Raw genomic sequence first — 25541 nt, 5'->3', positions numbered from 1 at the left:
CGCTGTGTTACCCGGTTCATGACGTTCAGTATCTGCGTCCGGGAGCGGTACACTGATGAGGAGGGGGACGACCAAACGCGGTTCGGCGTCGCGGTCACGACGCGCTTACCGGGGGTCGGAACGCTGTGCCCGTTCGCCAGCGAGAACGGGGCGATAGCCACCCAAAGCCTCGTCAACGTCGAACTCGGACGGAAAGGTATCGAGTACGTGGACGACGGACTCGCCATCGAGGACGCCCTCCACGCGCTCCTCAACGCGGACGACGGAGTCGAGAACCGCCAACTGCACGGCGTCGACGCCGACGGAACGTTCACCTTCTCCGGCGACGAGTGCAACGGCTGGTACGGCCACGAGAGCGGCGAGAACTACACCGTCGCCGGAAACCTGCTGACCGGCGAGTCGGTCGTGACCGAAACCGCCCGCGAGTACCGGGAGAACGAGGACGACGACCGACCGCTGGCCGAGCGACTCATCGACGCGCTGGCGGCGGGTTACGCGGAGGGCGGAGACAAGCGCGAGGAACTGCACGTCCAAAGCGCGGCGCTGCTCGTCGAGACGACGGAGGCGGACGAGACGGAGCCGTACTACAACGACTTGCGCGTGGACGCGACCGAGACGCCGATTCTGGATTTGCGGGAGGCCTACGAACTCGCCGGGGACGGCTTCGCCGCGGCCGTCGAACGCTACGAAGCGGCGCGGGACGAAGCCGACTCGTAATTCGACTTCGGACCGGCGGTCGATTCGGCTGTCGATTCGGCTGTCGATTCGGCTGTCGATTCGGCGTCGGTTCGGCTGTCGAATCGTCGGTATCCGCCCCGTGTCGGTTCAAACGGGTGGGTTTATGCACGAGACGAACGCACGTCGGATTATGGAAGTCAAGTCTCGCCATCATCTCCGAAGCGACGAGGTTCGAGAGATAGAAACCTCGCTCGAAGACGCGCTCGGCGTCGAACTGGACGCCGACACCTACGAACTGGTGGAGTTGGAGGATTCGAAGTTCGACATCGTGCTCGTCAACGGGGACCCGATGGTCGTCTACATCGACGACGAACCGTTTCTCACCGTGCAGGGCGCGAACGCCTACCCGCCGACGAAGCGGGTCGTCACCGTCGACGCGGGTGCCGTCTCGTTCGTCAGCGACGGCGCGGACGTGATGCGCCCCGGTATCGTGGAAGCGAGCGACGACATCGAAGCAGGCGACCTGGTCGCCATCGCGGAGGAAACCCACGGGAAGGTCCTCGCCGTCGGGCGCGCGAAAACGACCGGCGACGAGATGGTCGGCGACTCCGGGAAGGTCGTCGAATCGGTTCACTTCGTCGGCGACGACCTCTACGAGTTCGTGGTCTGATTCGCGGCGGCAAAAAGGGGAAGTGGGGGGGCGTCGAAGGAGCTAGTATGTGGGGTTCCCGGCGGAACCGGGAGAAAAAGTCAGTCATCTGCATCGCGTGTGGCGACGCCGTTCGCCGCTCCGCGGCCCGCGAATACGATAAGGAAGGGAACCGCTGGGAGCGAAACGGAAAGACGTTCGAGCACCTCTGTAAGGCGTGTCACCGTGAGCTATGCCATCAACCGCGCGACGAACTGGAGGCGCTGTTGGTGGACATCGACGCCGGACGTGTCGATCAGATTGAGTTTTTGACCCGGTACGAAAGGGCGGTTCAAGACCGTTATGGCCCGTTGGAGGAACGCGAAGGGTAGTCAGTCGATACGCCTAACTTCCCAACACCCTTACCAGCGGCCATGACGAGCGACGCACAGGCCGAGGCGGGAACCGCCGAAGGCCAAGGGCCGGTCGAAATCTCCGAAGACCTCGCCGAGCGACTCGACAGCAAGCGCGAAAAGCTGTTCGAGAAGTTCGAAATCAGGGACGGATTTCCACAGGCCGTGATGACCGAGGCCGAAAAGCGAACCGAGAACATCCAGCAGGAGATTCAGGACGAGGCCGAAGAGCGGACAGACCTGCGCGATATGACGACGTGGACGACGGACCCCATCGACGCGCAGGACTTCGACGACGCCATCTCCGTCGAGGAGCGCGAGGACGAGTACGTCCTCTGGGTCCACATCGCCGACGTGACCCACTACGTCCACCCGGAATCGAACATGTGGGAAGAGGCGGTCAAACGCGGGAACACGGTGTATCTCCCCGGCTACACGATTCACATGCTCCCGCCGATGCTGGCGGAGACGGTCTGTTCGCTCGTACCGAACGAGGACCGCCTCGCGCACACCGTCGAGATGCACCTCGACAAGGAGAACCTCTCCTACGAAACCATCGACATCTACAAATCGGTTATCCAAAGCGACGAGCGACTCACCTACTCGCAAGCCGAGGAGCGAATCGACGACGAGGACGCGCCGCTACACGAGGAGTGTAAGCTCTCGTTCGAACTCGCAGACCGGATGCACGAGCAGCGAAAGGAGGACGGCAGCCTCGTCCTGAACCCGCGGCGCGACCGCGCGCACACCATCATCGAGGAGTCGATGCTGAAGGCGAACAAGGCGGTCACGCACGAACTGATGTGGGGCCGCGGCGTCGAGGCGATGTACCGCGTCCACCCCCAGCCGACGCCTGACGAGTGGGGGAAGGCGCTACAGGAAATTCAGGACCTGAACGGCGTCTCGATTCCGGGCAGCACGTGGGACGACCCGCGGAAGGCTGTCAACGCCACGCTGGAGGATGCACCGGGCAGACAGCTCGACAAAATCCAGTGGGCCGTGATGAAGGTGATGCCCCGCGCTCGCTACATGAGCGACCCGTTCGGCGGCCACCACGCGCTCAACTTCGAGATCTACGGTCACTTCACCAGCCCGATTCGGCGGCTGTCGGACCTCATCAACCACTGGATCGTCTACACGAACGACGTGCCCGAGGACCTCGTGGCGCTCTGTGACCGCGCCAGCGACAAGCAGGCCGACGCGGAGGCCTGCGAACGCGAGTACAAACAGTTCCTCGAAGAAGTCGGACTCGACCCCAACGCGGTCAACAACCGCGGCATCGAAGTCGTCGAAGACGACGACTGAACGCGGTCGAACGGACGATTTTCCAGCCATGTTTCCAGACTCGCGCACCGTCCTCGAACCCGACTGCTCGCGGTGTCCCGAACTCGTCGAGTGCCGAAACCGCATCTCGTGGGGGACCGGGCCGCGTTCGGCCGACGTGATGGTCGTCGGCGAGGCTCCCGGCGCGGGGGCACCGGACGCGGAGCAGTGGCGGGGCGGCAACTGGACGGGCATGGCCTACACCACGCGCCACTCGGGGCGAAAAATCAGGTCGCTGTTTTCCGACCTCGGGTACGACGCGTACTTCACGAACGCCGTGAAGTGCTTTCCAGAGGGCGAGGACGGGTCGAATCGAGAGCCACGGGCGGAAGAACTCGACAACTGTTTCGACCACCTCAGAACGGAGCTAGCGACGGTGGACCCGACCGTCGTCGTCTCGACGGGGAAACACGCCACGAAAATTCTACTCGATTTCGAATCGATACCGATGGAGGGGTTTCTCGACCGGGTGCTGTCGCCGGTGGAGTGCGAACGCCTCGGCGTGGTACTGTTGCCGCTCCTCCACCCATCCTACGAGAATGTCTGGCGAGAGAGGCTCGGCTACGACCGATCGGAGTACGTCGCTGCCATCGAGTCAAAGCTCGCGGCACTCGTCTGACTCGTCTTCTCACTCGTCTGCGGGTGCAGTTCCGGACGCGTCGGCCGGGGGGTTCGCGTCATCGGTGATGTGGATCCATCCGTCGCTCTCGTACGTAATTTCGTAGTCGCGATAGCGGAACACCGCTTTGCCCCCGTCCCTGGCTGCGCCGTCGACCCGCGGTCGGAACAGCGAATCCAGCGCGTCGGGGTCGATAACGTCGTACAGGCGCGGTCCGATATCATCCGGGGAGGCATCTTCGTAGTCCGCAATCGCATTGACGACGGCGGTACTGGGACGCTCACCGTCCTGCACACGGTAGGGAGTATGTTCCATTCCGGTACACCCCCTATGATTCGTCAATGGATAAGTATGTCGGAAAAATCTGTGTGAATTCGATTCTGAAGATAGTATTTTCCGAATTTCGAAATAATCCCGCGCGAGTCACTCCGAGACGGTATCGCCACCGAAGTGGTCGAACGGTTGCACGTGCTCGTTCTTCACCAGCACTTCCTCGACGACTTCCACCCCGAGTTCGTCGAGTTTCCGCGCGACGTCGGCCACGTCGTCGCGGGTCGTCGCAACCGCTTCGACGTGGAGGTTTTCGACACCGGCCATGATCTCCCTGACGGTGACCACGCCCGGCGCGTCGAGCGCGCGTTCGGCGAGGTCCTCGCGGTCGGGTATCGGCGCGGTGCAGATGAAGAGGACGCGGAGCGGAAACCCGGCGTCGTGGTAGTCGATTTGAGGATAGTAACCGTCGATGACTCCCTTCTCCCGAAGTTCTCGGAGTCGATTGCCGACGGTGCTGGCGGAGACGCCCACGGCGTCGCCGATTTCGGTCGTCGTCACGTTGCGTGCGTCCTGCTGGAGCAGGTGAAGGATGCCGCGGTCAACCTCGTCGAGTGTGTCGTGGCTCATTGTTCTGGTAACCTCGGTACTCGGTTTCGGTCCTGAAAAAGTCGGCAGGCGTTCGAGATGACAAACTTTCGTGGGAGGCATGGCCGAAACACGGCGAGAGGCCAGCTCGCCACCAGCGCCTCCGGCACCGTCGAACGCTTGCCTGAGAGTACACCCGGGCTTCGGGCGTATTTCACACGAATACCGCTATCGGCTTTATTATATCCCGGCTAAGCGGGGTGCGACGGGCGCGAACTCGGTGAAACAGTTAGGAGAACAGAATCGGGCGATGTGGGCGAATCACCATCGTAAACCGGTCGTACCGCCGGAATCCGCCGTGAAACGGTGGTCCGCCCGGAGGAAATTGACGGACGAAAAACAACTCCCCGACACGTCGGTGAACGGGGGGACGTGCGAATCATTCGAAAATCTCGCGAGAGGCAGGGATTTTCTCACCGCTCGAAGAAATCACGCGCGGTTTCCAACCCGACCGAACAGCCACAGGGCCGACACTCGTGGGTGTCCGGCCCGCGCGTCACGACCAGCAGAACGGGCGCGCCACAGACGGGACAGTCGGGGACCGACACGGATTCCGAATTCTCGTCCGACGAATTCTCGGAGCACATAGTTTCTCACAGGCGTGTACGGAAGCCACACGGACTCGATTCCTGACGCTTCGACTCGCCAAAATGGGGCTGGGTTGGCGATGAGGTAGTCCGTCATTGACTTCCGTATGATGACATCTTCGAGCAGTCACTTAACACTAGCGTATCAAACCATACACTCAGTGTCTCGATAGAGATGGTGAGAAATTGGAATCAATCAAATTAACATACGAATTGGTTTGGTTACAACCGGATGCGACGCCCTCGGGTAGAATGGATGACGCGGGCAGACAACGTTATTTTGGAGTTTCTACTAAACGAGGGTAACAAGCCGATCAACGCGAATCCGGCAGTGGTTCAGGCCAACATCGATTATCAAATCTCCCACATACGGAGTCGCCTCCGTGAACTTCATTCGGCAGGGCTGGTCGAGTACTACGACGAGGACAGGGGGATCTACTGTATCACCGAGAAAGGCAAGCAGTACCTTGCTGGTGAGCTTGCGGCGAGTGACTTGGAGCGAGACGAGAAGTAGTTACCATGCGCCTGCGGGCAGAGTGGATGACTCCGATGGACGACTGTGTTCTGGAGTTGCTACAATCCGCGGGTATCATCCTTTCTCCCTCTATCATCGCGTTCAATCTCGATTTGAGACGTGAAGGTGTGAACCGACGCTTGAACGAATTGGTAGAATACGGTCTCGTAGTCCGAGTTGAGCGAGGAAAATACGAAATTTCGGAGACAGGGGAGCAGTATCTCGCTAGCGAGTTGGATGCGAGTGAATTAGAGAAAGACTAGAAACTACACGACAGAGAATAAAATTTGATTGAGAAGCTGCTGATATGGATACTGCAGGTATCAATAAAACACATATTCATTTGGATTTTCTCACCCGTATCCCTCCTTTCGATTTCACTTTCACTCTGCTGTGTAAACATTTAAGTCATTAGATATCATATATACTTGACGAACCAATGGCAGAAACAGCACGGTTCAGATTCGGACGTATTGAAGTTGATAACGCAAATCTCCCTAGTCCAGAGGTTCTCCATAATAATATAGACAACCAGTTTCGAGAGAGAAGTACAAAGGTTGTTGTAGAAGGAGAAGACCCGATATCATTGGACGAAAAGGGAATGAATTCCTACCTTAGCAATGGGCGTGGAGAACGCGACTTCTGTTACTTCACCTATGTCTCGGAAAAAGAGAGGAGTCGGGTAGAGAGGCAAGAAGATAGTGATGAGCTAGTCCCAACATCTGACAGATCGCCAGTTCGACCGCGTGTGTTTTATTTTGATAATGGATTATACGCGTATGAGAGTCAACAAGGACTGGCAAAAGCATGGATTCCTCAGTATATCGGGAAAAGAACTGGTACGGAAATAAAATCTCAGCCAGAAATTGCATTTTCACAAAGGACAATGTTTGAGTTCTATGAAAAGTGGGACGATATTACATTGTTCAGGTTCGGCGCTTCTGACGAAGAATTAGAGGAAGGTGACGAGTTTGGAAAAGCTCTAAATGAGCTTGCCGAAACCGTGTCAAGTCAAGAATTCCGTGGTAGTAAGAATTTGAAGGGTTTAGGAATGTTTGACGAGGCAGCCAATAAAACAGAGATACTGGCGCTCCGTGGTAAGAAGGGAGATGACTTCACGACGAACATTCTTCAATCTGGAACTAAGGAAATCAAATGGGATAAGCCAGATGTACCTAACAACGAACTAAATGGTGCTCAAGCAGAAGCTATGTACCAGAGACTGTCTCCAATACTGAGAAAGATTGAACGGGACCTAAATCTGTAGGACCTACCATCGGCGGTCAGAGATAATACAATTGTTGATCAAGTATTCACAAAACATAGCAGTGGACTCACTAGCAATGACATAGATGATTTACCATGAATAGCGAGTCCATCCTTTTCCCCTTCTTCCGCGAGCGAAGTTCTCGTGAACGAGAGCACGGAAGAGCGAAGCTCTTCCGAAGCGAGCGAGGCAAGCGACGACCGACGGAGGAGCGGCGTGCTTTTGATCAACCTTTTACAGGGAGCCAGCAGGAGTGGCAACGACAGCCGTCAATCCTGCATGCGACCGTCGTAAATGGTTGAATAGACTCGCCGGGAGTCCCGCGAGCGAAGCGAGGGGGACTACGGCGAGTCCACTGATCGAACGGAACGAAGTGGAGTGAGAGAAGTGGACTCGCCGGGATTTGAACCCGGGGCCTCTTCCTTGCGAAGGAAGCGATCTGCCACTGATCTACGAGCCCTCGACTTATTGTACCGCCCGGTCGTTACTTGTAGCTTGTGTTTCGACGCGGAGTATGTGAAGCCGTCCCGCGATTAGGCCGACGGCGAAGCCGGTGAAGTGGGCGAGGAGCGCCACGCCGGGCGCGGCCGTCATCAGGGTGATGAGGGTGGTGAACGCGACGACGATGACGGCCTGTGCGCGGCGCGAGAGGCGAAGCCGTCCGAACACGGCGTCCGAGACCGGGTTTCCGGCGAGGAGGTAGCCGTACAGGCCGAGGACCGCGCCGCTGGCTCCGAGGACGGCGGGGGCGGTCGGGGAGAACAGGCCGCCGACCCACACCTGCACGAGGCCGGAGAGCATCCCGACCGTGATGAAGAAGGCGTGGAAGCGTGCCGTCGTCGTCACCCGCTCGACGATGAGTCCGGCGAGCACCAGTGCAACGGCGTTGGAGAACAGGTGCCCGAAGTTGGCGTGGGAGTACACGCTCAACGGGAGCGTCCACGGGTGAACCGACACGGGCGGCGCGAGGGCGAACAGGCTCACCGCCCAAAACGGCCTGATGAACCCGACCACGGTTTGGAGGACGAACACGACGGCGAAGGCGACGAGCGTCTGTATCGTCGGCGAGCGGGAGAGACGCATACTCCTACTCATCACCGAGAGCACAAAAAACGACCACACGGTGCGCCCGCTGGTCGATGGGTGAAAAACGAAAGAAGATTGCGCGGGCCTCGAACTGAGCGGGATACGGGGTATCCCTTAGTCTTCGAGGACGATTTCGATGCTTACGTCGTTCGGAACCTGGATGCGCATCAGCTGTCGAAGCGCGCGTTCATCGGCGTCGAGGTCGATGAGGCGCTTGTGGACGCGCATCTCCCAGTGTTCCCACGTCGCAGTGCCCTCTCCGTCGGGCGACTTGCGCGTCGGAATCTCCAGCGTCTTCGTCGGGAGCGGAATCGGACCGCTCAGGGAGACGCCGGTTTTCTCGGCGATTTCACGAACATCGTCGCAGATGTCGTCGAGGTCCGAGGGGTTGGCTCCTGCGAGTCGGACTCGTGCTTGCTGCATCGTTTACTTCTCGTTGACTTCGAGGACTTGACCGGCCGCGACGGTCTGGCCCATGTCACGGATAGCGAAGGAACCGAGTTCCGGGATTTCGCCTGCCGGTTCGATGCTGAGTGGCTTCTGCGGTCGGACCGTGACCTTTGCCGCATCGCCGGACTTGATGAAGTCCGGGTTCTCCTCGGCGACTTCACCGGTGGACGGGTTGATCTTCGCGTCGATGGACTCGATGGTACACGCGACCTGCGCCGTGTGGGCGTGGAAGACCGGCGTGTAACCGGCCGTGATGACGCTCGGGTGCTGCATCACGACGATGCGGGCCGTGAACGTGTCGGCCACTTTCGGCGGGTTGTCGGCCGGGCCACACACGTCACCGCGACGGATGTCGTCCTTGCCGATGCCGCGGACGTTGAAACCAACGTTGTCACCGGGTTCCGCTTTCGGAACTTCTTCGTGGTGCATCTCGACGGTCTTCACTTCGCCGCCGACGTCGCTCGGCTGGAACGACACGTTGTCGCCCACGTTGAGCGTACCGGTCTCGACACGTCCGACCGGAACCGTACCGATACCGGAGATAGTGTACACGTCCTGGATGGGGAGACGGAGGTCCGCGTCCGTCGGTGGCTCGGGTGCTTCGAGGTCGTTGAGGGCCTCGAGCAGCGTCGGGCCGTCGTACCACGGCGTGTTGTCCGATTGCTCGGAAACGTTGTCGCCCTCGAACGCCGAGGTGGGGACGAACGTCGCGTCGTCGGACTTGAAGTTGACCTGCTTCAGGAGCTTGGAAACTTCGTCCTTGACTGCTTCGTACTTGTCCTCGCTGTAATCAACGACGTCCATCTTGTTGACCGCGATGATGAGTTCGTTGATACCGAGCGTCTTCGAGAGGAAGACGTGCTCCTGGGTCTGGGGCGCGACACCGTCGTCTGCGGCGACGACGAGGACCGCGTTGTCTGCCTGCGATGCGCCCGTGATCATATTCTTCACGAAGTCACGGTGGCCCGGACAGTCGACGATGGTGAAGTAGTACTCGTCGGTGTCGAATTCCTGGTGGGCGATGTCGATGGTTACACCACGCTCTCGCTCCTCTGCGAGGTTGTCCATCACGTAGGCGAACTCGAAGCCGCCCTTACCCTTCTCTTCCGCTTCTTCGCGGTGCTGTTCGATAACGTGCTCCGGGACGCTCCCTGTCTCGAAGAGGAGTCGCCCGACCATCGTACTCTTACCGTGGTCGACGTGGCCGATAACGGCCAAGTTCTGGTGTGGTTTGTCGCTCATTGTATATCTCACGCGCAGATGCGCTCTGGAGGAATTATTTGGCAGAAGCGGTTAAAACCATTTCGATACGCTATGCAGGCCATCTCGCCGCCGTCTGGCGGTTAATGGCAACAGATGCCATGGTTAGTTGCGGCACGGACGCCGGTCACATTTCCCGTTCGAGGCGACTCACATCCGCCAGAACCGCCGTCGCCGTTTCGTCGCCGCCCGCACCGCGTCCGCTGATGTTCAGTTGCCCCGCGTGTTGCGTCTCGAACTGGACGATGTTCCGCGTCCCCGAGACGGCGAGCGTCCCGTTTTCGGGTATCAACCGCGGCGCGGCGCTGACGCCGTTCGGGGACACTTCGCCGACCAGCCGAATCGTCCACCCGTCCTCGGCCGCCAGTTCGAGGGCGCTTCCCGGCAGGTCACGGATACCCGAAACGTCCGCGTCCGCGAGCGTGTAGCCGCCGTCGAACAGCACGTTGGCGAGAATCGCGCATTTCAGCGCGGCGTCGGTTCCGTCCACGTCGAACGAAGGGTCGGCCTCCGCGACGCCGAGGTCCTGTGCTTCGGCGAGGACGTGCTCGTAGCTCAGCCCCTCGGTCGCCATCCGCGAGAGGACGAAGTTGGCCGTCCCGTTGAGGACGCCGCGAACCGCGGTGACGTTTTCGGTCCCGACGTCGGTGATGGTCGAGAGGACGGGAATCGCGCCGCCGACCGTCGCCTCGAACAGCAGGCTTCCCTCGCTCTCGCGTTCGAGCGCGCGCAACTCGTCGTAGCGTTCCGCGACCGGCCCCTTGTTCGCCAACACGACGTCACGGTCGCGCGCGAACGCCTCGCGTGCGTGGCCGAATCCGGGTTGCGCGTCGCCGAGCGTCGTCGGCGTCGCCTCGACCAGCACGTCGTATTCGCTTTCGAGCGCGGTTTGCGGGTCTCCGTCCCCGACGGTCCCGTCGCTGGCCTTGCGTTCGAGCGTCGCGGCCACGTCGATGCCGCTCGAATCCACGACCGCACCCGACGAGTCCGCCAGCGCCGTCACGGTGTGGCCGTACTCCCCCGCTAGCTCGACGACGGACCGACCGACGGCACCGGCACCGAACACGGCGAGTTTCATGCGACCCCCTCCCCGTCGGTCAACGGCGCGATGAAGCGCAAATCCTTGTCGTCCGCGACCGTTTCGACGGTTTCGAGAACGTCGCTCGTATCGGCGGAGTCCGTGGCGAGACGGAGGCGCGCGCTCGATACGTCGCTCGTCCCTGCGGGGGCCGACAGGGAGATATCGACGACGGACGCGTTCGATTCGGCGGTGATCCGCGAGAGCGTATCCGAGACGTTCGTGTCGATGATATGACCCGTGAGGATGACGGTCACTTCCTCGTCGTATCGCTCCGCACCCGCGCGGATGACGTTGATGCTCGCTGTGCGAAGCGCGGAAACGATAGTTTCGAACCGGTTGGGATGACACTCGAAATCGACTTCAACCGGGATGTTGCCGCGAGGAGTGAGTGAGCCGCGTTCGTGAAAGACACTGAGTAGATTGCCACCGTAGTCGGCAATCGGTTCGAGAGCCCGGAGCAGTTCACCCGGTTCGTCCGAGAGTTCCAAACGAACCGTGTACGCTTGTACCGGGCCGCCGCCGTGGTCGCTCATGATGACAGGATTGGGGGGCGGGAGGCAATAAGCCTTGAGTCGGTCGCAAAATTCTCCAATCGAAGGACGGCAACGGGATGCAACGGAGAAAAACGGTGTGAAACCGGCGTTAGTCACAGCCTATGTCATGCGTTAACGGGGTCGTAGTAATACCCGTGGACCGTGAACGGGTGAATCGGTGATAGATGATGCGATTTACCGACGCGGTCGGTGCGAGCAGTACCAGTACGAATGAAGACCACGTGTGTGCGTTCTGCCAGACGGCCTTCGATAGCCGTGACCGCGTGTGCCCGGTATGCGACGCGGAGATCGTCATCCGGGGTGACCGATAGCTGCGCAGTCGTACTCGGAACGAGACGCCCATTCTGACGTAGTGACGTCGAAAACCATGCGGTGCGCGATGCGGACGATTCTACGCCGACGACCCCGTGAGACGCATCTCGCCGCGAAAGAGCGAGCGCTGGTTGGTGGCGATGGCACGTGAAAAACGATATCGCGCGGACGGCGACGTGACGAGCGAAATCGAGTTCCTGACTCGGGAGAGACTCAAAAGATAGCGGTTCGAAAGCGGTGAGCGTCGATTAGAAGTAATCGACGGCCTGCGGGAGTTCCAACTTCATCCCCTTGCGCTCTCGGATTTCCATGATTGTCTCGGGTTGGAGGTTGTCCGCCATGACGCGGAACCCGGCGTTCTCGGTGTTCCACGACGCACGACCTTCCGTCGCACTGCGGATGTCCGAGGAGAACCCGATCATCTCGTCAACGGGCGCGATACCTTCGACGACCATGAGGTCGCCCTCTTGGTACATGTCGTCCACGCGGCCACGGCGACCCTGAATCTCGCCGGACGCGGCACCCATGTGCTCGTTCGGAACGTCGATGCGGACGTTCTGAATCGGCTCGAGGAGTTTGATGTGACCGTGGATGAGTGCGTTGTGCACTGCCTGTCGGACCGCAGGGATGACCTGTGCCGGACCACGGTGGATGGTGTCCTCGTGGAGACGCGCGTCGTGAAGTTTGATGAGCGTCCCCTGAACGGGTTCGGCCGCGAGCGGACCGTTATCGAGCGCCTCTTCCAGCCCTTCGATGACGAGTTCCATCGTCTCGTTCAGGTGCTGGATACCCTTCGTGTCGTCGATGAGGATGTTCGTCCCGTGGATGTGCTCCACGTTCTGGCTGGTGTCCTTGTCCATACCGGCTTCCTGCAGGACCTCACGGCGGTCCTGCTCGGGCATGTCCATCGACACGTCGCCGAGTCGAACCTTCTCGACGATTTCATCGCCAAGCGGTTCGACCGTGATGTAGAACCGGTTGTGGCGGTTCGGGGAGATACCTTCGACTTCGGTGGTCGCCCCCTGAACTTGCTCGCGGAAGACGACGATAGGCTCACCAGTCGTCACCGGGATACCCTGGTTGCGCTCGATACGCTGGGTAATGACTTCGAGGTGGAGTTCACCCTGTCCGGAGATGAGGTGTTCACCCGTGTCCTCGTTGATGTCGATCTGGATGGTCGGGTCTTCCTTGGAGACCTGTCGGAGCGTCTCGATGAGTTTCGGCAGGTCGTCCATGCTCTTTGCCTCGACGGACTTCGTGATGACGGGTTCGCTGATGTGCTCGATGGACTCGAACGGCGTCATCTCCACGCTCGATACCGTGGAACCGGCGATAGCGTCTTTCAGACCGGTGACGGCCGCGATGTTCCCGGCAGGGACGCGCTCCACTTCCTCGCGTTCGCCACCCATGTAGATACCGACGCTCTGGACGCGGTTCGTTCCGACAGTCCCGGAGATGTAGAGGTCTTGGCCTTTCTCCAGCGTACCGGAGAAGACACGACCGGCGGAGATTTCGCCAGCGTGCGGGTCGATACCGATGTCGGTGACCATCAGGACGACTTCGCCGTCCGGGTCCACGAGACGCATCTGTTCGGCGAGTTCCGAGTCGTCATCACCACGCCAGACGCGCGGGATACGACGGGGCTGCGCCTCGATGGGGTCCGGGAAGTGCTCACAGACCATGTCGAGGATGACGTCCGACAGCGGCGTCTTCTCGTGAAGCTCTTGGCGATTGTCGTTGCGTTCGAGTTCCATGATGTCCCCGAAGTCCATGCCCGTCGCCTGCATCGACGGCATGGAGACACCCCACTTGTAGAGTGCCGACCCGAATCCGACGGTTCCGTCTTCGACGGAGACGGTCCAGTCGTCCACGTCGTCCATGTCCTCGGTCATGCCGCGAATCAGCTCGTTCACGTCGTCGATGACGTTGAGCAGGCGGCGTTGCATCTCCTCGGGACCCTCTTGGAGTTCCGAGATGAGTCGGTCCACCTTGTTGATGAACAGGGTCGGCTTAACACCTTCGCGGAGTGCCTGTCGGACGACGGTCTCCGTCTGCGGCATCGCGCCTTCGACCGCGTCCACGACGACGAGCGCACCGTCGACGGCGCGCATCGCACGAGTCACGTCGCCACCGAAGTCGACGTGGCCCGGCGTGTCGATGAGGTTGATGAGGTGGTCTTCACCCTCGTACTCGTGGGTCATCGAGACGTTCGCCGCGTCGATGGTGATACCGCGTTCCTGTTCGTCCTCCTCCGTGTCCATCATCAACTGGGTGGCTTCGCCTTGGTCGGCGATCATGCCCGCACCAGCGAGAAGGTTGTCCGTCAGCGTCGTTTTACCGTGGTCGACGTGGGCGGCGATGGCGATATTCCGGATCTGTTCCGGTTTGTCCATGAGCCGCTCACACTGTTCGACGATCTTCTTTCGTCTACCCATATATGGGTATCCCTACCTGTACGAGGTTGAAAAGCGTAGTGTTTTCCCGCCCGTAAAACGGCCGGAAACGGGCCATTTCCCTGCTAAACAGTCACATATGGCACAAGAGTAATGGCGGTGTAGACCGTGCCAACGACACGCATGGATATCCGAGTGCACGGTTTGACGTCCCCGAGCCCGTTTCTCAGCGCCTCCGACATCTTCGAAACCGAACTCGACCTCGAACGACCGGTCCACGTGCGCGTCCGCGACGACCCCGACGAGCGGACGTGGACCGCCCACCCCGAGGACCACCACGTGCTCAACATCTCGCGGCAGGCCGCGACCAGCGTCATGGCCCGCGAGCTCGCGCTCCACGAGTATTCCCACATGGCGCGCAACGAGCAGTCTCACCCCTCGCACACCCAATCAACCCCGGAGGTGCTGTTCCTCGCGTTCGCCGGACAGTCGGTCGAGCGGCGGAAGCTCACCCACTGCTATCAAATCGCGAACCACATGAAGGACATCTACGCCGACGACATCACGCTCCGAGTCGGTCCGAGCGACAAACTCGTCACCTTCCTCGAATCGGAACTCGCGGCGGCGGTCGCGGACCGCCCCGCCGAGGTTCGCGGACGGCGACTGACCGCCACGTCAGACCCGGAGATGACCGCCGTCAACGCCGCGTTTGCACTCGCCATGGTCGAGCGTCACGACCTCGTTCCGCGCGACCACCGCCTCTACGACCTCGCCCGCACCGCCGCCCGAGATGCGCCCACCGTCGACGTGCAGGGATTCAAATACCGATTCCTCTCGCTGACCGACGACCCGACCGAGAGCGAATACAGAAAGGCCCTCGTGGACACCGCGCGCGAGTACGTCCTCGGGAACGGCGACGGTGAGCGCACGCAAGCGGCGGACTGAAACACAGAGTTGAGACTCACGACGAACGATAAACGAGAGAAGTACGAGAGAATTTAACGGGCCGCGGCGGCGACGCGCTCTTTCTCTTCTTTCTGGTTGACAGCGTAGGTCTGGACGTCGTAGTCCGCGGCACCGATGAGCTGGGAGGCAAGCGCCTCTTCAGCGTCGGTCGAGGTCTTGAACGACGCGCCGTGGGCACCCTCCGCGATGAACTTCAGGGACTGGTCGACGCGGCGCTGGGGCGCGACGTCGACTGCCTTGGGGACGGAGATACCACCGTATTTCAGGCGAACCGTCTCTTCACGCGGGGCGGCGTTCTCGACCGCGCGGACGAGAACCTGAACCGGGTTCTCCTCGGTGCGCTCGTGAACGATGTCGAACGCGCTGCGGACGATCTTCATCGTCTGCTGTTTCTTGCCCGTGTTCTCTTCCGTCTGCATGAGACGGTTGATGAGGCGCTCGACGATGCTGATTTCGCTCTTCTGGAACTGCTTGGAGGCGTGGCGGCCCATCGTGTGAGCGACGGGCGTGATGTTGATGTAGCGCTCGGTGCTCGGGTCGTTGAACTCGATCTCCGAGACGTCCCACGTTCCGAACAGCTTCGCGGCCATCTCCTCGCCTTCGGTGCCGACTTCCTGTTCCGGCTCTGGTTGTTCTTCGTCTGCACTCATGGTTATCGGACCGGTTTCTCCGCGTTTCCGCGAACCAGTTCTTTCAGGCTCACGCCGTTGACCTTCTCGACCTTGTAGTTGACACCCGAGATGTCACCCATCGCACGACCCTTCGCACCACCGATACCGGCGATGGTAACCTCGTCGTGCTCGTCGATGAACGAAATCGCACCGTCACCGGGACAGAACGCGGAGACTTGCTTTCCGTTCTTGATGAGCTGAACACGGACACACTTTCGGATTGCGGAGTTGGGCTGTTTCGCCTCAATGCCCACTTTCTCCAGCACGATACCTCGGCCCTGCGGCGCGCCTTCGAGGGGGTCGGATTTCTCCCCGAGACCGCGCTCGCGTCGGGCGTAATCGGAGTCAGACCACCGATGCTTCTGGCGGTCCTTCTTCAGCTTACGAGCTGCGTACTTGCCGTTCGCCATATGCAGTGGACTATCCGACGAAGGTACTTAAGCGTCCCCTTTTGGAAGCGGCGAAACGCCCGCAGGTCGCTCGAAAGGGGCCGATAAAGCGATTTGAGACCGTTTCAATGATTCTAAGCCGAGCCAACGGGTTCGTTCAAACCGGACCGCATCATCGGTTCAGCAGGGTTCCCATCCCCGACGCCCGCGAAACGGCGTCCGTAAACCATCCGAACAGGACGAACAACCACGCCACCGACAGCGAAACGCCGACGGCCACGGCAACGAATTGGACGCCGAGCGATTCTCCGAGAAGCACGCTCAGGCCGAACCCACCGAGGTACGTCACAATGAGGGGCCACCCGACGGCGACACCGAGCAGTCGCTCGACGTCACGAAGCCACACCGGCGTCGGCGTCACGTCGAGTAGTTGAACCCCGAGCAGCAACGAAACGACCGCGAACAGCGCGAGTGCGCGATTCGAGGGGGCGAACAGCCAGCGCCTCCACGCCGAAGCCGAATCCGAATCTCCATCGACCACTTCGACGACCGCGACGGCGACGACGTAGCTCACGACCACGGCACCCGCGGTGAATCCGAGTGCCCGCGGAACGACGCCGGAGTCACCGTACGCCGCCGCGATGTCCGCATCACGTATGATGAACCAGAGGAGCGGGTACAGAACGGCGACGAACGGAAAAGCGAGCGCCCGCTGGGAGCGGACGAGGGAGCGGAGATTCATACTCAAAAATGGTGATTCGCTAAGATAAATCTTGACACGCGCGTTACTCTCGGCGGTTGTGCCGACCATCCCCGACGCTCCGAGAACGTGTCGATGTGCAGGTCGTCCGAACGTCCCGAAAAATCAGTAATCCGTGTCGCCGCCGCGAATGACGACCACCCACCGCGAGCGGGAGCGGAGCGACCGGCGAGCGGGCCGAGCGACGACCAAAGCGAACGCAGTGAGCGACGGGAGGAGCGCTGGCTTTTGGTCCCGCTCTTTCGAGGGAGTAAGGCAGAGCGCGAGCGCAACTCGCGCTCTGCTCACGACCGCAGAAAAAGGTGGGTTAGGTCAACTGGATGTCGTCCACGTCGAAGTGGCGCGACACCAGCAGTTTCGCGGCTTCGATGTTGCGCCCGTCCGTCCCGATGGCGACGCCGGTGTCCTGCTGTGCCACCTCGGCGTAGGCGACGGTATCGTCGTTTTCGCTGATGGTGACGTGACGGACCTCCGCCGGTGCCAACGCGTTGACCACGAATCGATCAGGTTCGTCCGCGTCTTCGACGAGTTCCACGTCCGCACCGAGTTGCTCCTCAACGCTCCGAACGTGTTTTCCGCCCGGTCCGATGGCCTGTCCCATCTCGCCGGGTTTGACGACGAAGATGACACGCTTGTCGTCGTCACCGAGGACGACACAATCACGGGCGGTCGCACCCGTCTCGTCCTCGAAGAGGGCGATGTACTGTCGCGCCGTGTCGGTGAGCGTTACCGTCATCAGTCGGACGGTTCCGCACCGCGACTAACCGAACCCATCCGGAGGTTCACGTCGCCCGTTCCGAGTTTGATCGGTTTACCGACGATGACGTTCTCGATAACGCCGTTCAGGTCATCGACTTCGCCGTGAATGGCGGCATCGAGCAGGTGGTTCACCGTCACCTCGAACGCCGCACGTGCGAGGACGGACTCCTTGCTGCCGGAGATACCGTGTCGGCCGATGGATTCGATAGTACCACGGTTGGTCATGATGTCGGCCACGAGCATCAGGTGCCGAACGTTCACGTCGCCGAGACCCTGTTCTTCCAGCGTGTCCATCGTCTCCTCGATGATGGATTCGCGGGCCGCCTCGACGCCGAGCGTTCGGTAAATCTCGTGGATGTTGTTACACGTCGTCCGGGAGGCATCGACGCCCTCGATTTCGAGCGTGTCGCTGAACGCCGACCCCTCGGTGTAGAGGACGAACTCCTCGCCGTCGTCGAGCGATTCGCGGCGAATGACGACGCGGGAGATCTCCTCGATACCCTTGAAGACGATTTCGCGGAGTTCCTCGACCAACTGCAGGAGTTTGCGGTAACTCGGCTGGTCGGGACCGAACTCGATGACCGACCCCTGTTGTGTCGTCTGGACGCCCAGACTGTCCTCGATGATGGATGCAACCTCGTCGATGGTTATCATCCGCTCTTCGAGCGTGTCCTCGTTCAGGTTGATGGACACGATCATGTCGGCGACGTTCGTCGAGATGTCACCGAGCGCGAGGATTTTCGTCGCCTCGATGTTCCAGACGACTTCGTGTGCCTTCTCGCGGTTTTCCGCGTACTCGTCTTCCAGATAGACGGTCATGATGGGCGTGTCGGGCGTCTTCCGTGCGTCCACGAGTTCGATGAGGCGCGGAAGCCCCTGCGTCACGTCCATCTCCGCCACGCCCGCGTAGTGGAACGTGTTCATCGTCATCTGCGTTCCCGGTTCGCCGATCGACTGTGCGCTCACCGTTCCCACGGGGTCGAGCGGGTCGACCCGCGTGTCGAGGTAGCGGTGTTCGACCGCTTTGGCGATGTCCGTCACCTGTTCGAGCGAGATACCATCGCGCGATTCGATGGTCTCGTACACTTCGTCCTTGAGTCGTCGGGGAAGTTCCGTATCCTCGACGATCGCTTCGATGTCGTCAGTTATCTTAGTCATCTGATTCCACCTGCCGTGTGTCTGCGTGTTCGGACAGATTCGTCGGCGGCTGCCGTTCGCCGAGGAATTCGAGTTTGCGGTCCTCGCTGTCGAACTCCTCTTCGAGAATCTGGTCCGCGATTCCTGCGACGTCTATCGGGTTCTCCTCGTCCGAGGAGACCTGCGTCGGCGAGGTACCGTCCTCGCCGAATTCGAATTGGACGATGGTGTCGCTGCTGTCGCGCACCGTTCCGTCGTACTGGGTTTCGAGTTCGGACAAGGCGTTGATGAGGCGGCGCTGGAGGTAGCCGGACTTGGACGTCCGAACTGCCGTGTCCACCAGCCCCTCACGACCACCCATCGCGTGGAAGAAGAACTCGAGCGGCGTCAGACCGCCGGTGTAGGAGTGTTCCACGAAGCCGTGGGCGTCGGCAGACAGGTCGTCGGCCTGATAGTGCGAGAGCGTTCGGTCCTCGTATCCGCGGTTGATGCGCTCGCCCCGAACTGCCTGCTGGCCGACACAGCCGGCCATCTGGGTCAGGTTGAGCAGCGACCCACGCGCACCGGAGTCGGCCATGATGACCGCCGGGTTGTCGCTGGCGAAGTGGTCCTCCGCGATGTCACCGGCGGAGTCACGCGCCTTGCCGAGCGTCTGCATGATCTTCATCTCCAACGTCTCGTCGACGGTTCGACCCGGAAGCGATTCCAGATCGCCGTTCTCGTACGTTTGGATGAGGTCCTGAACGCGTTCGTAGGCGTTGTCGATGGCTTCGTCGATCTGCTCCTGTGCGCCCACCGGAATCGTCTCGTCGTCGATACCGATGGAGAACCCGAAGTGCATGATGGCACGCATCGCCAGCGTCGCGACTTCGTTGATGAAGTGACGGGCACGGGTTTCGCCGTACTCCTTACAGATGGTATCGACGATCTCCCCGCCGAACGCGCCGACCGCGTCCTCGTCTATCGTCCCTTCGATGAGCTGACCGTTTTCGATGACCACGGTGTCGCCCGTCGAGCTCGTGAACTCGAGTTCGATGCCGTTCGGCAGGAGTTCCGAGAACAGCGTCTGTCCCGTCCAGTACGGGGTTCCGTCCTCCTCCGTCCCGTCCTCTTCCGGCAGTTCGTCGATCCGCGTCGCACGGAGCAGGTCGAGCGCCTGCGTCTCGTTGAAGTGCGGATTGTGGTGGGTGAGGAGATACGTTCCCGAGATGTGGTCCTGAATCGCGCCGATGATGTTCTCACCGAAGCGCGGGGAGATGATTTGTTCCTGCACGCGCATGAGCACGCGCGCCTCCGCGCGTGCTTCCTCGTTCTGGAGCGCGTGCATGTTCATCTCGTCCCCGTCGAAGTCGGCGTTGTACGGCGGACAAACGACGGTGTTCAGCCGGAACGTCTTGTACGGCATCACGACCACTTCGTGGGCCATGATGGACATCCGGTGCAACGACGGCTGTCGGTTGAAGATAACGATGTCGCCGTCGATGAGGTGTCGGTTGACCTCCCATCCCGGTTCGACCTTCTCCGCGAGTTCCTCGCAGTTCTTCTCGGTGACCTTCAATCGTCGTCCGTCCGGCCGCTTGACGTAGTTCGCGCCGGGGTGACCCTCCGGTCCGTTTCGAACGTAGCGTCGGGCCTCCTCGATGCTTCGCGGCGTGACGTTCATCGTCTGGGTCATCTCGCGGGCGACCCGTCGCGGGACGCCGACCTCGTTCAGCGAGAGCGTCGGGTCCGGCGAGATGACGGTCCGTGCCGAGAAGTTCACGCGTTTCCCGGACAGCGAGCCACGGAAGCGACCTTCCTTCCCCTTCAACCGCTGGGAGAGCGTCTTCAGCGGACGCCCGGAGCGGTGACGGGCGGGCGGCGTGCCCGAAATCTCGTTGTCCATGAACGTCGTGACGTGGTACTGGAGCAGTTCCCACAGGTCCTCGATGATGAGCTGTGGCGCACCGGCCTCACGGTTCTCCATGAACCGCTGGTTGATGCGGATGATGTCCACCAGCTTGTGGGTCAGGTCGTCCTCGGAGCGCTGGCCGTTGTCCAGCGTGATAGACGGACGAGCCGTCACCGGCGGCACCGGCAGGACGGTCAGAATCATCCACTCGGGGCGCGAGCGACTCGAATCGATACCGAGCGCTTCGATGTCCTGGTCCGGGATGTCTTCGAACCAGTCGCGGATGTCCGAGGGCATCAGCTTGTTCATGTCCTCGGTCGTCAGGTCGATGGAAAGCGCCTTCTCGATGGCCTTCCGGTCCGCCTCGCGCGGACGGAATTCGCCGGAGATTATCTGGTTGATGCGCGAGAGGTCGATGTCCGTCTTGTCCGCCAACTCCTGTGGCGAGACGGGTTCGAGGTCTTCGTCCTCGTCGCCCTCCTCGTTTCGACCCTGCATCCGGGACGCGATGCGCTCCGAGTATTCGCTCGTGAGCACCTGCTGGACCTCGTAGTAGGTCGTCGGCTTTTCGTGGTTGATGTCGTACTGAACCTCACCACAGTGCGGACACCGGTCCTTCTTCCGCGCCTCTCGAATCGCCGCCTTCGTCACATCAGTGATGTCGTTGCCGAGTTCCTTCGTCCGCGTGAGCATGCCGCGGTACTTCTCCTTTTCCTCCTCGGTCAGGAGGAGTCGGGAACAGTCGCGGCAGGTACCGCGAAGGAGACGACGGATGAGTTTCGTGAATCCGACGTGGATGACGGGGGCAGCCAGTTCGATGTGACCGAAGTGGCCGTTACACGAGCCTGAGTGTTGCCCGCACGTCTTACACTCCAGACCGGGGTCGATGACGCCCAATCGCGGGTCCATTAGCCCCATGTCGATGGGGAATCCGTCGTCGTCGTAGGTGTCGGCGGTGATGATTTTCGTCGCCGACATTTCTCGGTACTCCTCCGGGTCCATCAGGCCGAAGCTGACGGAACCGATCTCCTTGGGAGTTTGATTCGTTGACATTTTAGACTGTATCCTCCAGTTCGAGTCGCGGCGCGATGCCGAGGGCTTTCATCTCGTCGAGCAGGAGCTTGAAAGCGTAGCTCATATCGATTTCGTGAATGTCCGTTTCCTCCTCGCAGTTCGGGCAGTAAACGCGGTTCTGGTCGATGTTCTCGACCGCGCTCATGCCACACTGACCGCAGACGTAGATCCACTCGCGGTCGGAGGAGTCGAGAAGCCGTTCTTTGAGCGCCAGTGCCGCGCCGTGTCCGACGAAACAGTCACGCTCCATGGTCCCGATACGGAGACCACCTTCGCGGGCACGACCTTCCGTCGGCTGGCGCGTCAGCACCTGCACCGGGCCGCGCGACCGGGCGTGGAGTTTGTTCGACACCATGTGGTAGAGCTTGTGATAGAGAATGGTGCCGACGAAAATCTCCGCCTCGATCTTCTCGCCCGTCACGCCGGAGTACATTATCTCCTTGCCGGACGACTTGTAGCCGCGCTCTTGCAGCGCCGAGCGGAGTTCTTCTTTGTCTTCGCCGGAGAAGGCCGTCCCGTCGACTCGGCGACCTTCCATCGCACCGACCTTTCCGCCGATCATCTCCAGCACGTGACCGACCGTCATGCGCGACGGCAACGCGTGCGGGTTAACGATGAGGTCGGGAACGACGCCCTCCTGCGTGAAGGGCATGTCCTCCTGCGGCGCGATGTGGCCGACGACACCTTTCTGTCCGTGCCGCGACGCGAATTTGTCCCCGAGTTCGGGAATTCGCTCGTCGCGCACCGACACCTTGGAGAGCTTCGAGCCGTCCTCACCCTCCATCAGCGTCACGGTGTCCACGACGCCTGATTCGCCCGAGCGCATCGTAACGCTCGTCTCGCGGCGTTTCTGCGGCGACAGTCCGCCCATGTCGTCCGGTTCTTCGAGGAACCGGGGCGGACTCGTCTTGCCGAGCAGAACGCTGTTTTCGTCCACGCGCGTCTCGGGGTTGACCAGTCCGTCCTCGTCGAGGTGCGTGTACGCGTCCTCGCCACGGGCACCGCGAACGTCGTCGCTCGGAATCTCGAAGCGGTCCTCCTGTCCACCGGGGTAGCGACGTTCTTCACCCTCGTAGGTCCGGAAGAAGTGCGAACGAGCGAGCGCGCGTTCGACCGAGCCTTTGTTCATGACGAGCGCGTCCTCGATGTTGAACCCTTCGTAGCTCATGACCGCGACGGTGAAGTTCTGGGCGGCGGGTCGGTCGTCGAACCCGATCTGCTCCGTCGTCTGCGTCTTCACCATGGAGAGCTGCGGATAGTGGAAGAGGTGCTGGCGCGTGTCCGGGCGAATTCGATAGTTCGCCGACGGCAACCCGATGGACTGCTTCATCATCCCCGCACCCATCGTAATGCGCGGGCTGGCGTTGTGTTCCGGGTACGGAATCATCCCGGCACCGATACCGAAGATGAGCTGCGGGTCGATTTCGAGGTGCGTGTGGTCCTCGTTCAACTCGTCGTCGTCGACCGCGACGTAGATGTCCTCTTCTTCCTCGGCGTCGATGAACTCGATCTTACCGCGCTCGACGAGTTCGTCGAACGAGAGGTCGCCCTGGTTGAGCGCCTCGACTTCCTCGTCCGTGATACGAGTCTCGCCGTCTTCGACCACGAGCAGCGGACGGCGGGCACGACCCGCGTCCGCGTTGATGATGACTTCGCTGGTCCGTCCCTTGACCGAGACGTTCACCATCTCGCTCACGTCGCCGCGCCGACGTGCCTCTCGTACCTGATTTGCGAGCTGTTCGGGGTCGGGGTGCGTCCCGACCAAACTGCCGTTGACGTATACTTTCGCTTCTCGTCCCTGACTCATCAGTCTGCGCTCCCTTCGATGCTCTCGATTCCGGGAATCCCCTCGACTCCCATCGACGACAGTTCCTGTTTGAGTTCCTGTTCGTCCTCGATGTTCTGGCTCAGCTCCATCGCCTGCGCGAAGTTCTTCACCAGACCACAGTTCGGTCCCTCAGGCGTCTCGGACGGGCAGATACGACCCCACTGGGTCGCGTGCAGGTCACGGGCCTCGAAGTGAGGCTGGCTCCGCGACAGCGGACTGCGGAGACGGCGAAGGTGTGACAGCACACCCATGAAGTCCGTCCGGTCGACCAACTGCGAGACGCCGGAACGGCCACCAACCCAGTTCCCGGTCGCAATCGGGTGTTCGAGACGTTCGGTGAGAACGTCGGATCGAACCACCGTGTTCACGGACAACTGCCGGTTGCGCATGTTCGCGCGTTCGAGCTGGTACTTCACGTCGCGCGCCAGTTTGTTCAACGCCGTGCGGAACAGGTCCTTCATGAGGTCGCCGGAGACCTTCAGCCGCTTGTTGGCGTAGTGGTCCTTGTCGTCGGAGTCGCGGCGTCCCAGCGCGAGTTCGAAACACGCCTCGGCCATCCGCGCGAGGTAGTACGCCTTGTTGATGCGCACTTCCTCTTCCTCGACACCGTCCTCGTGGAGGTGCGGCAGGAGATAGCGGTCGATGACGTAGTTCGCACGCTTCAGCTGGTAGTTCTTGCCCTGTCCGGAGGCGACCCGCTTCCCGAGGGTTTCGATGGCCTCCTCTTGGGTCTGGACTTCGGCGGCCTCCAGGTTTTCGAGCATGAACTTCACGATCTCCGGGTCGTCGGAGACGCGGTGGACGATCTCCTCGTCGGATTCGAGTCCCAGCGCGCGAACGAGCGTGACGAAGTTCACGCGTCCGGACACCGACGGGAACGACACTTCGAGCAGGCCGTCGCGCGAGCGCTCGACGAGAACCAGCGCGCGGTAGCCGCGGCGTTGGCTGAACGTCTTTGCGACCTGAATCTCGTCGCCGTACTTCGTGTCGTACTCGGCGAGAATCTTGTTCGGGGCGAGGTCCTCGGAGGTCATCAGCACGCGCTCCGAGCCGTTGACGATGAAGTAGCCGCCGGGGTCGGCGGGGTCCTCACCGATCTCCACCAGGTCCTCCTTGTCGAAGTTGGCGATGTTACACTTCTCAGAGCCGACCATGATCGGCATCCGACCGACTTTCGTCTCGGTGGAGTCGACGACGCGCTTGTCGTCGCCCTCTCCTTTGACGATGGTCATCTCCATGAAAACCGGTGCGGCGTACGTGATGTTGCGGAGGCGCGCTTCCTGTGGATACAGGAGCTCTTCGCTTCCGTCCGCCTCACGTACGCGCGGGGTGACCACGCGAATGTCGCCGAGTTCGACGAACACCGGTTCTTCGCCCTCCTTGTCACCGATGTCCGTGTCGATTATTCCCTTCTCGGTTACGACTTCCTGCATGCCGCGATTCAGGAAGGCGTTAAACGAGCGATAGTGATGCTCCGCGAGTCGTTCTTTCGAGAAATACTCCCTCGATAGTGTGCGTCGATCTTCCTGTTGCATTATTCCACCACGAGTCGATACACGACGGCGTTCTCCGTCGTTCGGGAGTTGCGGACGATTTTGATGACGTCACCCGGCTCTGCGTCGTCCGGCAGCGCGGGGTCGGTCCGCTTGATTTTCGGCAGGTCTGTACTCTTGATGTCGTATTCCGCGAGCACCTCGTCGATTTCGTCCGAATCGACGATTGAGTGCTCCGGAACCATTTTGTGTTGGCTTACGTCTACCATGTGTGCGCGAGTTTCCGGCTAGCGGGAGAAATGGCTATCACGAGATACTACAGGGTATTACACGCAGCACTCATTTAAGACTTGCTAAGTCGGTTCGCACACGCTCGGCTATCCCGAACCCCCGTACAAATGGACGGAAGTTCCCAACTGAACACCTGTATCTACTTCGTTCTGGTATAAATGGTTTGGGCAACCGGGATGTGTTAGCATCCCTCGGTACG

At 60.8% G+C, this 25541-nt stretch carries 27 protein-coding genes and 1 tRNA gene; 8 read left to right on the top strand and 20 right to left on the bottom strand.

The annotated features are described in order from the left end of the window. Positions 1-18: 18 nt before the first annotated feature. From B208_RS0113510 to B208_RS0113490, 5 genes are all read left to right on the top strand, one after another. Positions 19-717: a DUF1028 domain-containing protein gene (locus B208_RS0113510; RefSeq protein WP_007979626.1), complete on the top strand. Its 699-nt coding sequence runs from the start codon at positions 19-21 to the stop codon at positions 715-717. Positions 718-868: 151 nt separating this feature from the next. Continuing rightward, the gene (locus B208_RS0113505; protein ID WP_007979629.1) at positions 869-1348 is read left to right on the top strand and encodes an RNA-binding protein; all 480 of its coding nucleotides are present in this window, start codon (positions 869-871) and stop codon (positions 1346-1348) included. 47 nt (positions 1349-1395) lie between these two features. Continuing rightward, positions 1396-1698 carry a DUF7562 family protein gene (locus tag B208_RS0113500; RefSeq protein WP_007979631.1) on the top strand — a complete coding sequence of 101 codons (303 nt, stop codon included), beginning with the start codon at positions 1396-1398 and terminating at the stop codon, positions 1696-1698. A 42-nt stretch (positions 1699-1740) separates the two neighbouring features. After that, on the top strand, positions 1741-3024 hold the full coding sequence (locus tag B208_RS0113495) for a ribonuclease catalytic domain-containing protein (protein WP_007979633.1): 1284 nt from the start codon (positions 1741-1743) through the stop codon (positions 3022-3024). Positions 3025-3052: 28 nt separating this feature from the next. After that, positions 3053-3661: a uracil-DNA glycosylase gene (locus B208_RS0113490; RefSeq protein WP_007979635.1), complete on the top strand. Its 609-nt coding sequence runs from the start codon at positions 3053-3055 to the stop codon at positions 3659-3661. A gap of 9 nt (positions 3662-3670) precedes the next feature. On the opposite strand, the gene B208_RS0113485 is transcribed toward B208_RS0113490, so the two are convergent. From B208_RS0113485 to B208_RS24740, 3 genes are all read right to left on the bottom strand, one after another. After that, the gene (locus B208_RS0113485) at positions 3671-3976 is read right to left on the bottom strand and encodes a HalOD1 output domain-containing protein (protein WP_018128918.1); all 306 of its coding nucleotides are present in this window, start codon (positions 3974-3976) and stop codon (positions 3671-3673) included. A gap of 108 nt (positions 3977-4084) precedes the next feature. After that, complete coding sequence (locus tag B208_RS0113480) at positions 4085-4561, bottom strand: Lrp/AsnC family transcriptional regulator (protein ID WP_007979639.1); 477 nt, start codon at positions 4559-4561, stop codon at positions 4085-4087. 431 nt (positions 4562-4992) lie between these two features. Beyond that, the gene (locus tag B208_RS24740; RefSeq protein ID WP_232423797.1) at positions 4993-5127 is read right to left on the bottom strand and encodes a formate dehydrogenase accessory protein FdhE; all 135 of its coding nucleotides are present in this window, start codon (positions 5125-5127) and stop codon (positions 4993-4995) included. Between the two features lie 271 nt (positions 5128-5398). On the opposite strand from B208_RS24740, the gene B208_RS0113470 reads away from it, so the two are divergent. Next, positions 5399-5680 (top strand): hypothetical protein, encoded by a 282-nt coding sequence (locus B208_RS0113470; RefSeq protein WP_007979643.1) that lies wholly within the window; start codon positions 5399-5401, stop codon positions 5678-5680. 439 nt (positions 5681-6119) lie between these two features. Next, a complete protein-coding gene (locus tag B208_RS24735; protein WP_232423795.1) occupies positions 6120-6947 on the top strand; it encodes a hypothetical protein in 828 nt (275 codons plus the stop codon). Positions 6948-7335: 388 nt separating this feature from the next. Here the strand turns inward: B208_RS24735 and B208_RS0113455 are convergent. The 7 genes from B208_RS0113455 to B208_RS0113420 form a co-directional block, all read right to left on the bottom strand. Then, a tRNA-Ala gene (locus tag B208_RS0113455) sits at positions 7336-7407 on the bottom strand. Between the two features lie 5 nt (positions 7408-7412). Beyond that, on the bottom strand, positions 7413-8030 hold the full coding sequence (locus B208_RS0113450; protein ID WP_007979649.1) for a rhomboid family intramembrane serine protease: 618 nt from the start codon (positions 8028-8030) through the stop codon (positions 7413-7415). Positions 8031-8147: 117 nt separating this feature from the next. After that, positions 8148-8456 carry a 30S ribosomal protein S10 gene (gene rpsJ / locus B208_RS0113445; RefSeq protein ID WP_007979652.1) on the bottom strand — a complete coding sequence of 103 codons (309 nt, stop codon included), beginning with the start codon at positions 8454-8456 and terminating at the stop codon, positions 8148-8150. A gap of 3 nt (positions 8457-8459) precedes the next feature. Continuing rightward, entirely contained in the window at positions 8460-9725 is a 1266-nt protein-coding gene (gene tuf, locus B208_RS0113440) for a translation elongation factor EF-1 subunit alpha (RefSeq protein ID WP_007979654.1), read from the bottom strand. Positions 9726-9870: 145 nt separating this feature from the next. After that, on the bottom strand, positions 9871-10821 hold the full coding sequence (locus tag B208_RS0113435) for a homoserine dehydrogenase (protein WP_007979655.1): 951 nt from the start codon (positions 10819-10821) through the stop codon (positions 9871-9873). Continuing rightward, positions 10818-11357 carry a hypothetical protein gene (locus B208_RS0113430; protein ID WP_007979657.1) on the bottom strand — a complete coding sequence of 180 codons (540 nt, stop codon included), beginning with the start codon at positions 11355-11357 and terminating at the stop codon, positions 10818-10820. The genes B208_RS0113435 and B208_RS0113430 overlap by 4 nt, the downstream gene beginning before the upstream one ends. A gap of 581 nt (positions 11358-11938) precedes the next feature. After that, complete coding sequence (locus tag B208_RS0113420; protein ID WP_007979659.1) at positions 11939-14125, bottom strand: elongation factor EF-2; 2187 nt, start codon at positions 14123-14125, stop codon at positions 11939-11941. Between the two features lie 141 nt (positions 14126-14266). On the opposite strand from B208_RS0113420, the gene B208_RS0113415 reads away from it, so the two are divergent. Next, the gene (locus B208_RS0113415; protein ID WP_007979660.1) at positions 14267-15028 is read left to right on the top strand and encodes a DUF5781 family protein; all 762 of its coding nucleotides are present in this window, start codon (positions 14267-14269) and stop codon (positions 15026-15028) included. Positions 15029-15081: 53 nt separating this feature from the next. Here B208_RS0113415 and B208_RS0113410 read toward each other — a convergent pair whose 3' ends face one another. From B208_RS0113410 to B208_RS0113370, 10 genes are all read right to left on the bottom strand, one after another. Then, the gene (locus B208_RS0113410) at positions 15082-15699 is read right to left on the bottom strand and encodes a 30S ribosomal protein S7 (protein ID WP_007979662.1); all 618 of its coding nucleotides are present in this window, start codon (positions 15697-15699) and stop codon (positions 15082-15084) included. A 2-nt stretch (positions 15700-15701) separates the two neighbouring features. Beyond that, complete coding sequence (locus B208_RS0113405) at positions 15702-16130, bottom strand: 30S ribosomal protein S12 (protein WP_007979666.1); 429 nt, start codon at positions 16128-16130, stop codon at positions 15702-15704. 151 nt (positions 16131-16281) lie between these two features. After that, complete coding sequence (locus tag B208_RS0113400; protein WP_007979668.1) at positions 16282-16851, bottom strand: hypothetical protein; 570 nt, start codon at positions 16849-16851, stop codon at positions 16282-16284. A 123-nt stretch (positions 16852-16974) separates the two neighbouring features. Beyond that, positions 16975-17157, bottom strand: a complete 183-nt coding sequence (locus tag B208_RS23905) for a hypothetical protein (protein ID WP_139025504.1) — start codon at positions 17155-17157, stop codon at positions 16975-16977. 19 nt (positions 17158-17176) lie between these two features. Further along, a complete protein-coding gene (locus tag B208_RS0113395) occupies positions 17177-17605 on the bottom strand; it encodes a NusA-like transcription termination signal-binding factor (protein ID WP_007979670.1) in 429 nt (142 codons plus the stop codon). Further along, positions 17605-18786, bottom strand: coding sequence for a DNA-directed RNA polymerase subunit A'' (gene rpoA2 / locus B208_RS0113390; RefSeq protein WP_007979673.1), 1182 nt, complete (start codon positions 18784-18786; stop codon positions 17605-17607). The genes B208_RS0113395 and rpoA2 overlap by 1 nt, the downstream gene beginning before the upstream one ends. Then, a complete protein-coding gene (locus B208_RS0113385) occupies positions 18779-21709 on the bottom strand; it encodes a DNA-directed RNA polymerase subunit A' (protein WP_007979675.1) in 2931 nt (976 codons plus the stop codon). Before B208_RS0113385 ends, rpoA2 begins: the two co-directional genes overlap by 8 nt. A 1-nt stretch (position 21710) precedes the next feature. Next, complete coding sequence (gene rpoB, locus B208_RS0113380) at positions 21711-23537, bottom strand: DNA-directed RNA polymerase subunit B (protein ID WP_007979677.1); 1827 nt, start codon at positions 23535-23537, stop codon at positions 21711-21713. Then, the gene (locus B208_RS0113375; protein ID WP_007979678.1) at positions 23537-25093 is read right to left on the bottom strand and encodes a DNA-directed RNA polymerase subunit B''; all 1557 of its coding nucleotides are present in this window, start codon (positions 25091-25093) and stop codon (positions 23537-23539) included. The genes rpoB and B208_RS0113375 overlap by 1 nt, the downstream gene beginning before the upstream one ends. Then, a complete protein-coding gene (locus tag B208_RS0113370; RefSeq protein ID WP_007979681.1) occupies positions 25093-25320 on the bottom strand; it encodes a DNA-directed RNA polymerase subunit H in 228 nt (75 codons plus the stop codon). Before B208_RS0113370 ends, B208_RS0113375 begins: the two co-directional genes overlap by 1 nt. Positions 25321-25541: the final 221 nt, after the last annotated feature.

The sequence above is a fragment of the Haladaptatus paucihalophilus DX253 genome, assembly GCF_000376445.1.
Classification (GTDB): Archaea; Halobacteriota; Halobacteria; order Halobacteriales; family Haladaptataceae; genus Haladaptatus; species Haladaptatus paucihalophilus.
The sequence above is the reverse complement of the archived record's forward strand: the minus strand, read 5'-3'. Positions and strand labels throughout refer to the sequence as shown.

Excerpts from the sequence above, each read along its gene's own strand:
- B208_RS0113510 (WP_007979626.1), top strand. The coding sequence starts at position 19 with ATGACGTTCAGTATCTGCGTCCGGGAGCGGTACACTGATGAGGAGGGG.
- B208_RS0113505 (WP_007979629.1), top strand. The coding sequence starts at position 869 with ATGGAAGTCAAGTCTCGCCATCATCTCCGAAGCGACGAGGTTCGAGAG.
- B208_RS0113500 (WP_007979631.1), top strand. The coding sequence starts at position 1,396 with ATGTGGGGTTCCCGGCGGAACCGGGAGAAAAAGTCAGTCATCTGCATC.
- B208_RS0113495 (WP_007979633.1), top strand. The coding sequence starts at position 1,741 with ATGACGAGCGACGCACAGGCCGAGGCGGGAACCGCCGAAGGCCAAGGG.
- B208_RS0113490 (WP_007979635.1), top strand. The coding sequence starts at position 3,053 with ATGTTTCCAGACTCGCGCACCGTCCTCGAACCCGACTGCTCGCGGTGT.
- B208_RS0113485 (WP_018128918.1), bottom strand. The coding sequence starts at position 3,976 with ATGGAACATACTCCCTACCGTGTGCAGGACGGTGAGCGTCCCAGTACC.
- B208_RS0113480 (WP_007979639.1), bottom strand. The coding sequence starts at position 4,561 with ATGAGCCACGACACACTCGACGAGGTTGACCGCGGCATCCTTCACCTG.
- B208_RS0113470 (WP_007979643.1), top strand. The coding sequence starts at position 5,399 with ATGCGACGCCCTCGGGTAGAATGGATGACGCGGGCAGACAACGTTATT.
- B208_RS24735 (WP_232423795.1), top strand. The coding sequence starts at position 6,120 with ATGGCAGAAACAGCACGGTTCAGATTCGGACGTATTGAAGTTGATAAC.
- B208_RS0113450 (WP_007979649.1), bottom strand. The coding sequence starts at position 8,030 with ATGCGTCTCTCCCGCTCGCCGACGATACAGACGCTCGTCGCCTTCGCC.
- rpsJ (WP_007979652.1), bottom strand. The coding sequence starts at position 8,456 with ATGCAGCAAGCACGAGTCCGACTCGCAGGAGCCAACCCCTCGGACCTC.
- tuf (WP_007979654.1), bottom strand. The coding sequence starts at position 9,725 with ATGAGCGACAAACCACACCAGAACTTGGCCGTTATCGGCCACGTCGAC.
- B208_RS0113435 (WP_007979655.1), bottom strand. The coding sequence starts at position 10,821 with ATGAAACTCGCCGTGTTCGGTGCCGGTGCCGTCGGTCGGTCCGTCGTC.
- B208_RS0113430 (WP_007979657.1), bottom strand. The coding sequence starts at position 11,357 with ATGAGCGACCACGGCGGCGGCCCGGTACAAGCGTACACGGTTCGTTTG.
- B208_RS0113420 (WP_007979659.1), bottom strand. The coding sequence starts at position 14,125 with ATGGGTAGACGAAAGAAGATCGTCGAACAGTGTGAGCGGCTCATGGAC.
- B208_RS0113415 (WP_007979660.1), top strand. The coding sequence starts at position 14,267 with ATGGATATCCGAGTGCACGGTTTGACGTCCCCGAGCCCGTTTCTCAGC.
- B208_RS0113410 (WP_007979662.1), bottom strand. The coding sequence starts at position 15,699 with ATGAGTGCAGACGAAGAACAACCAGAGCCGGAACAGGAAGTCGGCACC.
- B208_RS0113405 (WP_007979666.1), bottom strand. The coding sequence starts at position 16,130 with ATGGCGAACGGCAAGTACGCAGCTCGTAAGCTGAAGAAGGACCGCCAG.
- B208_RS0113400 (WP_007979668.1), bottom strand. The coding sequence starts at position 16,851 with ATGAATCTCCGCTCCCTCGTCCGCTCCCAGCGGGCGCTCGCTTTTCCG.
- B208_RS0113395 (WP_007979670.1), bottom strand. The coding sequence starts at position 17,605 with ATGACGGTAACGCTCACCGACACGGCGCGACAGTACATCGCCCTCTTC.
- rpoA2 (WP_007979673.1), bottom strand. The coding sequence starts at position 18,786 with ATGACTAAGATAACTGACGACATCGAAGCGATCGTCGAGGATACGGAA.
- B208_RS0113385 (WP_007979675.1), bottom strand. The coding sequence starts at position 21,709 with ATGTCAACGAATCAAACTCCCAAGGAGATCGGTTCCGTCAGCTTCGGC.
- rpoB (WP_007979677.1), bottom strand. The coding sequence starts at position 23,537 with ATGAGTCAGGGACGAGAAGCGAAAGTATACGTCAACGGCAGTTTGGTC.
- B208_RS0113375 (WP_007979678.1), bottom strand. The coding sequence starts at position 25,093 with ATGCAACAGGAAGATCGACGCACACTATCGAGGGAGTATTTCTCGAAA.
- B208_RS0113370 (WP_007979681.1), bottom strand. The coding sequence starts at position 25,320 with ATGGTAGACGTAAGCCAACACAAAATGGTTCCGGAGCACTCAATCGTC.